This window comes from Streptomyces sp. MBT65, from assembly GCF_016612545.1.
In the GTDB taxonomy this organism is placed as follows: Bacteria; Actinomycetota; Actinomycetes; order Streptomycetales; family Streptomycetaceae; genus Streptomyces.
In genome coordinates this window covers 1-12,105 of record NZ_JAENRY010000310.1, presented here as the reverse complement: position 1 = coordinate 12,105, position 12,105 = coordinate 1, and the positions used below count along the sequence as shown (strand labels likewise).

9 protein-coding genes and 2 pseudogenes are annotated in these 12,105 nt (G+C 70.6%); 5 read left to right on the top strand and 6 right to left on the bottom strand.

Annotation, left to right across the window (positions count from 1 at the left end; genetic code table 11):
* Nucleotides 1-119: 119 nt before the first annotated feature.
* Nucleotides 120-662: a hypothetical protein gene (locus JHN63_RS42210; RefSeq protein WP_200690430.1), complete on the bottom strand. Its 543-nt coding sequence runs from the start codon at nucleotides 660-662 to the stop codon at nucleotides 120-122.
* Between the two features lie 417 nt (nucleotides 663-1,079).
* Here JHN63_RS42210 and JHN63_RS42205 point away from each other — a divergent pair.
* The 4 genes and pseudogenes from JHN63_RS42205 (at nucleotide 1,080) to JHN63_RS42190 (ending at nucleotide 5,477) form a co-directional block, all read left to right on the top strand.
* Nucleotides 1,080-3,940 (top strand): annotated as a pseudogene (locus tag JHN63_RS42205) (nitrate- and nitrite sensing domain-containing protein).
* Nucleotides 3,937-4,371, top strand: a complete 435-nt coding sequence (locus JHN63_RS42200; protein WP_200690429.1) for a roadblock/LC7 domain-containing protein — start codon at nucleotides 3,937-3,939, stop codon at nucleotides 4,369-4,371. The pseudogene JHN63_RS42205 and the gene JHN63_RS42200 overlap by 4 nt, the downstream one beginning before the upstream one ends.
* A 9-nt stretch (nucleotides 4,372-4,380) precedes the next feature.
* Entirely contained in the window at nucleotides 4,381-4,776 is a 396-nt protein-coding gene (locus tag JHN63_RS42195; protein ID WP_200690428.1) for a DUF742 domain-containing protein, read from the top strand.
* Nucleotides 4,777-4,871: 95 nt separating this feature from the next.
* Nucleotides 4,872-5,477 (top strand): ATP/GTP-binding protein, encoded by a 606-nt coding sequence (locus JHN63_RS42190; protein WP_200690427.1) that lies wholly within the window; start codon nucleotides 4,872-4,874, stop codon nucleotides 5,475-5,477.
* A 109-nt stretch (nucleotides 5,478-5,586) separates the two neighbouring features.
* On the opposite strand, the gene glpK is transcribed toward JHN63_RS42190, so the two are convergent.
* The 5 genes from glpK to JHN63_RS42165 form a co-directional block, all read right to left on the bottom strand.
* Nucleotides 5,587-7,098, bottom strand: coding sequence for a glycerol kinase GlpK (gene glpK / locus JHN63_RS42185; RefSeq protein ID WP_200690426.1), 1,512 nt, complete (start codon nucleotides 7,096-7,098; stop codon nucleotides 5,587-5,589).
* A gap of 93 nt (nucleotides 7,099-7,191) precedes the next feature.
* Nucleotides 7,192-7,917: an MIP/aquaporin family protein gene (locus JHN63_RS42180; protein ID WP_200690425.1), complete on the bottom strand. Its 726-nt coding sequence runs from the start codon at nucleotides 7,915-7,917 to the stop codon at nucleotides 7,192-7,194.
* 336 nt (nucleotides 7,918-8,253) lie between these two features.
* Nucleotides 8,254-9,906: a GGDEF domain-containing protein gene (locus JHN63_RS42175; protein ID WP_200690424.1), complete on the bottom strand. Its 1,653-nt coding sequence runs from the start codon at nucleotides 9,904-9,906 to the stop codon at nucleotides 8,254-8,256.
* Between the two features lie 100 nt (nucleotides 9,907-10,006).
* Nucleotides 10,007-11,197 carry a lipid-transfer protein gene (locus tag JHN63_RS42170; protein ID WP_200690423.1) on the bottom strand — a complete coding sequence of 397 codons (1,191 nt, stop codon included), beginning with the start codon at nucleotides 11,195-11,197 and terminating at the stop codon, nucleotides 10,007-10,009.
* The gene (locus JHN63_RS42165) at nucleotides 11,194-11,619 is read right to left on the bottom strand and encodes a Zn-ribbon domain-containing OB-fold protein (protein WP_200690431.1); all 426 of its coding nucleotides are present in this window, start codon (nucleotides 11,617-11,619) and stop codon (nucleotides 11,194-11,196) included. Before JHN63_RS42165 ends, JHN63_RS42170 begins: the two co-directional genes overlap by 4 nt.
* Before the next feature lie 234 nt (nucleotides 11,620-11,853).
* On the opposite strand from JHN63_RS42165, the pseudogene JHN63_RS42160 reads away from it, so the two are divergent.
* Nucleotides 11,854-12,105 (top strand): annotated as a pseudogene (locus JHN63_RS42160) (NUDIX hydrolase); the annotation flags it as partial.

The following is a 12,105-nucleotide window of genomic DNA, read 5'->3' as shown; positions in this document are numbered from 1 at the left end:
GCCGGAGAGGACGAGTCGGTCCACAGCGAGATCACCGCGACCCGGATGTTCAAACGTCCGACGCCGACCGCCCCGTAGGCGAAGGCCGTCCCTGGACGCATGTCATCCGGGGGCGGACCTCAGGAGTGCGACAGCTGCCCGGCGCCGCCCTTGCGGGCTATCCGCTCCTGCGCCCGCCGGGTGGCCTTCGCCTGACGCTGGGCCCGACGCCGCTCGCGGCGGAGGGCCCTTGCCGTGCTGCTGGGCTCGGAGACCACGCCATTGCGCTGGTTCCACATCTGGCGGGTCACCCAGACGTCCAGGACGCCCCAGGTGGCCACCACCGTGCTGACCACGCTGCTGATCACCATCGGGAACGCCAGCCAGGACCCGGCCATCGTGCACAGGAAGGCCACCGTCGCCTGCATCAGCGTCACGGCGATGATGAGCACCGCCCGCACGGCCGCCGTACGCACCGGATCGGGCAGCCGGCGCCGACGCGCGGGCTCCTCGATCCACAACGGGCGGTAGTACTCCTGCTGTTCGGTGGCCGCGCGCGCCGCCGCACGCGGCCTGTCGGGCTCCGCCGCCGGGCCGTCCGAGCGCCTTCGAGCCTCTCCGTCCCCCGTCGACCGCGCCACCACGCTGTCCTCAAGCGCCTCTTGTCGCTCCGCCGTGCCCATCAACGTGTCCTCCCCACCGCCGGTACACCACTCGCCCCGGAGTCCGAAGACTCCGCTCCCCAGTGGGTGCCCGGCCTGCCCTGTTTTACGCCGCCCGGGGGCGGATGCGGCTCGTGTGGCCGGTTCCGCACCCATGTCCCGTAGAGAAAGACGAACAACATGCCACGAAGATTCCCAACAGACGAAAAATTCCGGCCAACTGGCCAAGTGGACCGATCGGGTGGGGTGGGGCGATCCCGGGAATATCGGGGCGGCTATCTCCCGTAATGCACCGACACCTCCTCATGTCCGGTCGCTGTTGCGGAAGTTCATGCTCCGGACAGCTCTTCGAGTTACCTCTGTGTCAGTAGTAGGCTCGCGCCGTTTGTTGACGCACATGTGTACCCCCGGCCGGCGGGGGTCCAGCTGGGGGAGGCCATGCGCTTTCGCGGGAAGTCCATCCGCCGGAAGATCGTGGCGCTTCTTCTCGTGCCGCTCGTGTCCCTGACCGCGATCTGGGCGTTCGCCACGATCCTCACCGGTCGGGCGGCCGGAGACCTGTTCAACGTGTCGTCGGTCGTCGAGAAGATCGGCTACCCCACCGAGGACACGGTCCGCGTCATCCAGCAGGAACGCCGACAGTCGCTCGTCTATCTCGCCGACCCGCGCGCCGCCGACGGTCTCACCGATCTCCGGCGCAGCCGCGCCGCGTCCGACGAGGCCGTCGCCAGGATCCGCAAGAACGCCGAGAACCCGGACGTGCGCGACGCGATGGGACAGGCCACCGACGGCCGTGTCTCGGCGGTCCTCGACGCCTTCGACGGTCTCCAGTCCCTGCGCCGCAGCGTGGAGGACGGCACCGTCAGCCGTGCCCAGGCCCTCGATCTCTACAACCATCTCGTCGACCCGTGCTACGTGCTGCTGTCCAACCTCCATGTCGTTGACAACGTCGAGATGGACAAGCAGTACCGCGCCCTCGTCAACCTCGCCCGCGCCCGCGAGTTCCTCTCCCGTGAGGACGCCCTGCTCGGCTCCTCCCTGATCGTCGGCAAGCTCACCCGGGACGAGAGCCGCGACGTCTCCGACCTCGTCGCCCAGCGCACGCTGCTGTACGACATCAACCTGCCGCTGCTGCCCTCCTCGGAACGCGGCCACTTCGAACGCTTCTGGAAGAACGCGGCCAGCGCCCCTCTGCGCGTGGCCGAACAGGCCGCCGTGTCCACCACCTCCGGCACGCCCCGCAACGTCACCGCGCAGACCTGGAACACCGCGGCCGGCGCCGTGCTGACCAAGCTCGGCACCCTCGACGACCAGGCCAACGACCGCTACCAGGACCGCGTCCGCCCCGTCGCGATCGGCGTCATCCTCAAGGCGGCCATCGCGGGCGTCCTGGGGCTGATCGCCCTCCTGTTCTCGATCTTCCTGTCCGTGCGCATCGGCCGCGGCCTCATCCGCGACCTGCGCCAACTGCGCCTGGACGCCCACGAGGCGTCCGGCGTCCGGCTGCCCAGCGTGATGCGCCGCCTGTCCGTCGGCGAAGTCGTCGACGTGGAGACCGAGGTCCCGCGCCTGGAGTACGACCGGAACGAGATCGGCGACGTCGGCCAGGCCCTCAACACCCTGCAGCGCGCCGCGGTCGAAGCCGCCGTCAAACAGGCCGAGTTGAGGTCCGGGGTCTCCGAGGTGTTCGTCAACCTCGCCCGGCGCAGCCAGGTTCTCCTCCACAAGCAGCTCACCCTGCTCGACACCATGGAGCGCAGGACCGAGGACACCGACGAACTCGCCGACCTGTTCCGTCTCGACCACCTGACCACCCGTATGCGCCGGCACGCCGAGGGCCTGGTGATCCTCTCCGGAGCGGCCCCCTCCCGGCAGTGGCGCAAGCCGGTCCAGCTCATGGACATCGTCCGCGCGGCCGTCGCCGAGGTCGAGGACTACGAGCGCATCTCGAGGTCCGCAGGCTGCCTAGGATCGCCGTCACCGGTCCCGCCGTCGCGGACCTCACCCACCTGGTGGCCGAACTCCTGGAGAACGCCACGGTGTTCTCGCCGCCGCACACCGCCGTCCAGGTTCTGGGGGAGCGGGTCGCCAACGGCTTCACCCTGGAGATCAACGACCGCGGTCTCGGCATGGCGGCCGACGCACTCCTGGACGCCAATCTCCGACTCGCCGAGACCCCCGAGTTCGAACTCTCCGACACCGACCGCCTCGGCCTCTTCGTGGTCAGCAGGCTCGCCCAGCGGCAGAACGTCCGCGTCTCCCTCCAGCCCTCCCCGTACGGCGGCACCACGGCCGTCGTGTTCATCCCCGACGCCCTGCTGAGCGACGAGATCCCGGACACCAACGGCATCGGCTTCCGCCTCGACCGGCCCCGGCCGACGAAGGAGGCCGAGCTGGAGGAGAGCCGCCGCTCCGCGCTCTCCCAGGTGCCCGTGAAGCTGCCCGGCCTGCCGCCCGCCCTCCTGGACGGCCCGGTCGAACTGGAAGCCCCCGTCGACCTGGACACCCTCGAAGGCTTCCCGAACCCGCTCGACGACGAGGACGGCGAACGCGGCGGGATCTTCCGCCCCCGCCGCTCCTCCACCCACCGGGACGACCTCGCACCCGTCCGCTCCGTAGAACAGCATCAGCCGGTCCCGGAGCCCCACGACGGACCGCGCGGAGCCGATACGGACGGCCACCACAGTGAGCCGCTCCCGCTGCCCCGACGCCGAACTCCCAAGCTGGTCAGCTCCCATGGACGCCCCGTCGGTGAGCCACGCTCCAGGCGCGAACCGGGGGACTCCGTAGAGGACGGTTTCGACGGCCCCTCCATGGCCCCGACTTTCGGCGCGTCCGAGACGGACGGGCCCGCGCCCCTCCCGGCCCGGCGTCGCGGTGACACGCCGCTACGCCGCCGTACCGACGTGCCCGGTGGGCGCGCCGACGCCGCGCCGAACCAGGCTTCCCCGGGGCGCGGCCGTGGTGAGCCGCCCGAGACGCCCTCCCTCCCCAGGCGCACCCGGCGTGCCGAGATCGCGTCCGGCGCTCCGGACGCCGACACCCCGCCGAGCGCGACCGGGCCCGACCTGGGTGCGCTGCCCCGACGCGTGCGCCAGGCCAACCTGGCCCCGCAGCTGAAACAGGACCCCGATCGGCGTGCCGCGAGCCCGGCGGAGGTCGCCGAGCGCGACGCCGACGAGGTGCGCAGCCGTATGGCCTCGCTCCAGCGCGGCTGGCAGCGCGGCCGCGAGGAGAACGCCGAGGGCGACGACGCCCGAGGCGGCACAGCACAAGGAACTAAGGGGGACGGTCGATGACCGCACCAAAGGCGACCGGCGAGGGTACGAGCGACCAGCGCGGGCTGAACTGGCTCCTCGACGACCTCGTCGACCGCGTCGCCAGCATCCGCAAGGCCATCGTGCTCTCCGGCGACGGCCTGGCCACCGGCGTGTCCCAGGACCTGACCCGCGAGGACAGCGAACACCTGGCCGCCGTGGCCTCCGGATTCCACAGCCTCGCCAAGGGCGTCGGCCGCCACTTCGAGGCGGGCAGCGTGCGGCAGACGGTCGTCGAACTCGACGAGGCCTTCCTGTTCGTGACGGCCGCGGGCGACGGCAGCTGCCTCGCCGTCCTCGCGGACGCCGACTCGGACGTCGGACAGGTCGCCTACGAGATGACACTGCTCGTGAAGCGGGTCGGTGTGCACTTGGGGGCCGCTCCGCGCACCGATCTGTCCTCCGGCGGGTAGTGAAGTGACATGAGCAAAGACGGTCAGGGAAGAGGTCACTGGTTCGACGACGAGGCCGGACCGGTCGTCAGGCCGTACGCGATGACACGCGGCCGCACTACGAGTGCGGCTCAGCACCGCCTCGACCTGATCGCGGTGGTCGTCGCCGAGTCCCATGAGGACGACTCGGAGGCGGACCAGACGCTGTCCCCGGAGCACGTGGACATCGTCGGCCTGTGCCGTGACGCCCCCCAGTCGGTCGCCGAACTCGCCGCCGAACTCGACCTGCCCATCGGGGTGATACGGGTCCTCATCGGCGACCTCGTGGACGGCGAGCTCGTCCATGTCTCGCGTCCCGTACCGCCTGCCGAACTGGTGGACGAGAGTATTCTGCGCGACGTCATCAGTGGTCTCCGGGCGTTGTGAGCGGCGCGGAACCGGAGTTCGCAGCAGAGACGTGACCGGCCGCCGGTTCCGGGGGCCGACACCCCATCAAGCCCATCGAGCAGGAGAAGAGATCGATGATCTTCGGGCGTTCTGAGCGTGGCAAGCCCCCGGTCGAGCCCGTCACGCTCAAGATCCTGGTGGCCGGCGGCTTCGGCGTGGGCAAGACCACCCTCGTCGGCGCCGTCAGCGAGATCAGGCCGCTGCGCACGGAGGAACTGCTCACCGAGGCAGGCCGTCCGGTCGACGACACCAGCGGGGTGGAGGGCAAGCACACCACCACCGTGGCCATGGACTTCGGCCGCATCACGCTGCGCGAGGACCTGGTGCTGTACCTGTTCGGTACGCCGGGCCAGGAGCGGTTCTGGTTCATGTGGGACGAGCTCTCCGAGGGCTCACTGGGCGCCGTGGTGCTCGCCGACACCCGCCGCCTGGAGGACTGCTTCGCCGCCCTCGACTACTTCGAGCGGCGCTCCATACCCTTCGTCGTCGGCGTCAACTGCTTCGAGGGCTCCGACCGTTACCCGGCCGACGCCGTACGCCAGGCCCTCGACCTCGACGAGGACGTACCGCTCATGCTCTGCGACGCGCGCGACCGCGCGTCGGTCAAGGAGGTCCTCATCGAGGTCGTCCAGCACGCGATGGCCTACGGCGCGAAGCGCCGCCAGAGCGTCACCAGTTGAGGCGCGGGCGCGGCCCGTACCCCCGCCGACTGGGGTACGGACCGCAGCTCTTGGAACCACAGGAACGGTGCACGCGTGTGTGCCTCATCAACGACGCACGCGCGTGTGCCTAGCTGTCGCCGTCCTCCTGCCAGCCGAAGCTCTTCTCCACCGCCTTGCGCCAGTTGTGGTACTCGCGGTCCCGCACCGACGACTCCATGGACGGCGTCCACTCGACGTCCTTCTGCCAGTGCGACTTCAGCTCGTCGAGGTCGTTCCAGACACCGGTGGCGAGCCCGGCCGCGTAGGCGGCGCCCAGGCAGGTCGTCTCGGAGACCTTGGGGCGGATCACCGGTACGTCGAGGACGTCCGCCTGGTGCTGCATCAGCAGGTTGTTCTTGGTCATGCCGCCGTCCACCTTCAGGGTGGTGATCTGCACCCCGGAGTCCTGGAACATGGCGTCCACGACCTCCCGCGTCTGCCAGCTCGTCGCCTCCAGCACCGCGCGCGCGAGGTGCCCTTTCGTGACGTACCGGGTCAGCCCGGTGACGACTCCGCGCGCGTCGGCACGCCAGTAGGGGGCGAACAGGCCGGAGAACGCGGGCACGATGTACGCGCCGCCGTTGTCGTCGACGCTCGCGGCGAGGGTCTCGATCTCGTCGGCGCTGCGGATGATGCCGAGTTGGTCGCGGAACCACTGAACGAGCGCGCCCGTTATGGCTATTGATCCCTCCAGGCAGTAGACCGGCGCCTCGTCGCCGATCTTGTAGCCCATCGTGGTGAGGAGCCCGTTCTTCGAAGGCACCGGCCGGTTCCCGGTGTTGAGGAGCAGGAAGCTGCCCGTGCCGTAGGTGTTCTTGGCCGTGCCCACGTCGTAGCAGGCCTGCCCGAACACGGCCGCCTGCTGGTCGCCCAGGGCCGACGCCACGGGCACGCCCGCGAGTTGGCCGACCGCCGTGCCGTAGACCTCGGCCGAGGACCTGATCTCGGGGAGGATCGCCTCGGGCACGTTCATCGCGGCGAGGATGGACGGGTCCCACTGGAGGGTCTCCAGGTTCATCAGCATGGTGCGCCCGGCGTTCGTGACGTCGGTGACGTGGCGGCCGCCGTCGGTGCCGCCGGTGAGGTTCCAGATGAGCCAGGAGTCGATCGTCCCGAAGGCGATCTCGCCGCGCTCGGCGCGGTCCCTGAGGCCGGGCACGTTGTCGAGCAGCCAGGCCGCCTTGGGGCCGGAGAAATAGCTGGCGAGCGGCAGTCCGGTCTGTTCGCGGAAGCGGTCCGGCCCGTCCGAGCCGCCCAGTTGCTTGCACAGGGCCGCGGTGCGGGTGTCCTGCCACACGATGGCGTTGTGCACGGGCTTGCCGGTGGCGCGGTCCCAAAGGACCGTCGTCTCCCGCTGGTTGGTGATGCCGAGCGCGCTGACCTGGTCGGCGCGCAGTCCCGCCTTGGCGATCGCCCCGGCGACCACCGCCTGCACCTTGGACCAGATCTCGGTGGCGTCGTGCTCCACCCAGCCCGGCTTGGGGAAGATCTGGCGGTGCTCGCGCTGGTCGACGGCGACGATCGCGCCGTCCTGGTTGAAGACGATGCAGCGGCTGGAGGTGGTGCCCTGGTCGATTGCGGCGACGAACCTGTCCGTCATGACGACCCCTTTGTCGTGTCCTTCAGATTCTTCAGGTCCTTCAGAGGGCTGCTTTCGGAAGACTGCTCGAAGACTGTTGCCGGAAGGCCCTGGTCAGAAGGCCGCGTTGAAGACGACCCCGGCGAGCGCCCCGCCGATCAGCGGCCCCACCACCGGGATCCACGCGTAACTCCAGTCCGAGGTCCCCTTGTTGGGGATCGGGAGCAGCGCGTGGACGATACGGGGGCCCAGGTCGCGGGCCGGATTGATGGCGTACCCGGTGGGCCCGCCGAGCGACAGACCGATGCCGACCACCAGGAAGGAGACGACCAGCACCGCCGTGCCGGACTCGCCCAGCCCCTTGGTGAGCCCGAAGGCCAGGATCGGCAGGACCAGCGCGATCGTCGCGATGATCTCCGTCATCAGGTTCGCCACGACATTGCGGATCGTGGGCGTGGTGGAGAAGATCCCGAGCGTCGGCTGCGCCATCTCCTCCTCGGCGTTGGCCTGGAACTGCGCGTAGTAGACCAGCCAGCACAGCACCGCGCCGAGCATGGCGCCGACCATCTGCCCCGCGATGTAGAGCGGGACCTTGTCCCACTTCCCGGTGTCGATGGCGATGCCGATCGTCACCGCCGGATTGAGCTGACCGCCGGACAGCGGCGCGGCCGTGTACGCCCCGGCCATCACGCCGAAGCCCCAGCCGAAGGCGATGACGATCCAACCGGAGTTCTGTGCCTTGGAGTAGTTCAGTACGACGGCGGCGACCACGCCGGCGCCGAAGAGGATCAGGATCGCGGTGCCGATGACCTCACCGAGGAATATGTCTCCATTGCTCATGGCGGCTCCTAGGCCCTCGCCCGGGACGGTCGGCCCCGGTCCTCCGTGCAGGGTGCGGTTCCCTTGGCGACTTCAGCCGAAGGCAGGGAGGGTCCCGAGCCCCGCCCGGCGTCCGTGACGAGCGTGCCGTCGCAGCCGAGATCGCCCGTGGGAAGTGGGCCTGAGCGCAGGGGGAACCTGCGCGGCGCAGTGCCTGGTACGCCGAGAATGTACGGCGATGTCGACCGACACCGGGAAGTGTTCACCGGCGCTCAGGGAGCGTCAAGGTCGCGGACGGCAACGGTGACAGCCGCCCTGACGGCCCCTGGAGCCCCGTAGGACGCCTGCGGGACGCTGTCAGTGCCCGGGGGACTCCGCCGCCGTGTGGTCGGCCTGTACGGCCGTCACAGGCGTGCCACGCAGGATCTCGTACTCACCCAGCCCCGCCTGGCTCAGCACCCAACTCGTGCCGTGCAGCGACTTCGCCGCCTTCTTCAGCGGCGCCAGGAACGCGGCGGCCTGTCGGTGGTCGGTCACACTGCCCGGCTCACACAGGACGGTGGCCAGGGACAGCGTCACCGCTCTTCCGCCCGCCGCCCAGGGCACGTTCAGCACGGCGGCGGCCAACTGCTCCAGCCCCTCGAGATCGGTGAGCACCAGGAAGTCGTCCCCGCCGATGTGCCCCACGCGCGTGTGCCCGGACGCCGCCCACTGCAGTGTCCGGCCGACCGAGCGGATCAACTCGTCGCCCGCCGCGAAACCGGCCCCGTCGTTGACCTCTTTGAAGTGGTCGACATCCAGCCAACTCAGCGCGAACGTCCGCCCCTCCGCGATCCGCCGGTCCACCTCACCGGTGATCGCGTCCGAACCGGGCAGCCTGGTCAGCGGATTGAGACCGGCCGCCTCCTCCACCCGCGTCTCCGCCAACGCCCGCACCAGATCCGCGAGTCGTACGACGCCCACACACCGCCCGCGGCGGTCGACGACCGCCACATCGTCCGACGTACGGTCCGCGTCGCCGACCGCGACCACGTCCAGGACCTCCCAGGCGGTCGCGTCGACGCCCACCGTCCGCGGCACGTCCCCGAGTTTGGCCGCGGGCCGGTCGGCGTACAGGGCGTGGCCGTAGCGCCCCGACATGGACAGCAGGAAGCGGGACCGGTGCACCGAGCGGACGGGCACCCCGTCCCGGTCCACGAGCACCACTCCGGACACGTCGGGCGAGCCGGTCAGCAGCGCGCGGACCTGGTCGGCGGACGCGGAGTCGGGCAACAGCGCGGCCGGCCGCACGAACTCCCGCACCCATGGCCCGGACGGCGGTGTCGTCGCCAGGCCGGGCGGGCGCGCCGGAACGTATACGTCCGCCGCGGGAACCCGGGTCGCCGGAGCGAACAACTCACCCTGGGCCAACTGGGCACCGGCCGCCCGCGCGGTCGCGCACTGCTCCTCGGTCTCGACACCCTCCACGGACAGCAGGGCGCCCAATTGCTCGCACAGGGTCTGCATGGCCCGCATCGCGGCCGGCCGCTCCAACAGCGATGCGTCGAGCTTCACCAGGTCGGGCGCGAGATCCGTGAGCAGCCGCAGGGGTACGTCACCGTCGCCGACGCCGTCCGCACAGATCCGGAACCCCTGGGCGCGCAGCTCGGACACCGCCTCCAAGAGCGCGCGTCGGGGCACGTGCGTGTAGGGCGGCCCGATGTCGATCGTGACTTCCCACGGGAGCCGTCCCACCTCGCGCACCGCTCTGTGCAGCGGGGTGAGCCCGCCGAGGTCGGCGAGGGTGCCGGCGAACACATTGATGTGCAGCGGCAGCAGCGTCTCCTTGCGCGCGGCGGCGCGGACCGCCAACACGGCGAGCCTGCCGTCGAGTTCGGGGTCACGGCGGGCCTCGGCGAGGAGGTCCCCGGTCTCCGGGCGGACGAGAACCTCCATGCCCGCGATCCCACCGGTGGTCAGATTGACCACCGGTTGGAAGGCGAAACGGAGAGTGTCCGTGGAGGAGCGCACGGCAGCATGATGACGCCACCGGCGTACGCCCAGGCCCAGTTCATAAGACGTTCACGCAGCCTTGCGGGCTGATCACACGGTGTGCGCGGGCCGCCGCCGGTCACCGCACGGCGAGCACCGCCGACCCGTGCCCGAACAGCCCCTGGTTCGCGGTGAGTCCCACCCGCGCCCCCGCGATCTGCCGGTCGCCCGCGTCGCCACGCAACTGCCAGGTCAGCTCGCAGACCTGGGCGATCGCCTGCGCCGGAACGGCCTCCCCGAAGGAGGCCAGCCCACCGCTGGCGTTCACCGGTATGCGCCCGCCCGGGGCCGTCGCGCCCTCTCGCAGGAGCTTCGCTCCCTCACCTTCGCCGCACAGCCCCAGGTCCTCGTACCACTGCAACTCCAGGGCGGTGGACAGGTCGTACACCTCGGCCAGGGAGAGGTCCTCCGGGCCGATACCCGCCTCCTCGTAGGCCGCGCGCGCGATCGACGCCCGGAAGGTCTCGTCCGGTGGTGCCACCGCCACCGCGGAATCCGTGGCGATGTCCGGGAGGTCCAGCACCGTGTTGGGATAGCGCGGCGTCACCGTGGACACCGCGCGGATCCGCACCGGGTCCGACGCCCCGTGCCGGCGTGCGAACTCCATGCTGGACAGCACCAGGGCGGCTCCGCCGTCCGAGGTGGCGCAGATGTCCAGCAGCCGCAGCGGATCGGCGACCACCGCGGAGGCGGCGACCTCCTCGGCGGAGACCCGCTTGCGGTAGCGCGCGTACGGATTCAGCGCGCCCAGGGCGGAGTTCTTCACCTTGACCTGGGCGAAGTCCTCGGGGGTGTCCCCGTAGAGGGCCATCCGCCGGCGTGCGTACAGCCCGAAGTACGTCGGATTGGTCGCGCCGAGGACCCGGAAGCGCAGCCAGTCCGGATCGTCGTGCCGGTCTCCGCCGGCCGGCCGGAAGAACCCCTTGGGCGCGGCATCGGCGCCCACCACCAGCACCACGTCCGCGAGCCCCGAAAGGAGCTGCGCCCGCGCCGCGTTGACCGCCTGCGCCCCGGACGCGCACGCCGCGTACACGCTCGCCACCCGGGCGCCCTGCCAGCCCAGCGCCTTGGCGAACGTCGCACCCGCCACATACCCGGGATATCCGCCACGCACCGTGTCCGCGCCGACGATCGAGCCGATGTCCCGCCACTCGAGGCCGGCGTCGGCGAGCGCCGCCCGGGCCGCCGCCGTCCCGTACTCGACGAAGCCGCGCCCCCACTTCCCCCAGGGGTGCATGCCCGCGCCGAGCACCGCCACGTCCGCCGTCATGCCCCCACCCCCGTAGGCCGCCAGTGCCAGGTCGTCCAGGTCGTCTCCGTGTCCTCGTCGAGTACTCCGGGGACGACCTCCACCTCCATGCCCACCGCCAGATCGGCGACGGTGATCCCGGGAACCGCCTGTCCCAGCACCACGATCCGCTCGGACTCCAGCTCCACAGCGATCAACGCGTACGGCTCCCACGGAAGTTCCGGATCGCTCACATACGGTGACGGCGGCCGGTACCGGCTGTCCGTGTAGGACCAGACACGGCCGCGCCGCGACAGCGGGACCTCCTCCAGTTCGCCGCCCGGGCAGCCGGGATTGCGGCAGTGGCCGTCCTCACGAGGGAAGAAGACCGAGGCGCACGCCGAGCAACGCGTGCCGAGCAACCGGAAGCCGTCCCCGTCCCCGGTGAACCAATCGGTGACCACAGGTGTGCGTGTCCGCGACAACGTCCCTCCACAGCACTGGATCTGACGGAACGTCAGAAGTGTGCCACGGGCAACGGAAAATGAGCAGGGCGTTTCGGTGAACCATCCAGCCACCTACCGCGTCGTGATAGCGGGGAGACGGCCGGGGCCCACGGGGGTGGTTCCGGCCGTCTCCCGTTCACTCGCGCGGCCCCCGGAAAGACGCCCTCCGCTTGATCGGATACAGTCCGCCGGGTGTCCGAAACTCAAGCCTCCGTCCCCAACTCCGGGCCGAACTCCCACTGTTCGAGCTGCGGATCGCCCTACGGAGAGGGCGTCTCCGGCTGGCCCCGCACCTGCCCGGCCTGCGGCACCGTCGCGTACCGCAACCCGCTGCCCGTAGCCGTCGCACTCCAGCCCGTGTACGACACGAAGGGCACCGCCCTGGTCGTCATCACCCGAACCGTCGCCCCCGCGCGCGGAGGCGACGGTTCGGGTGATGACGAC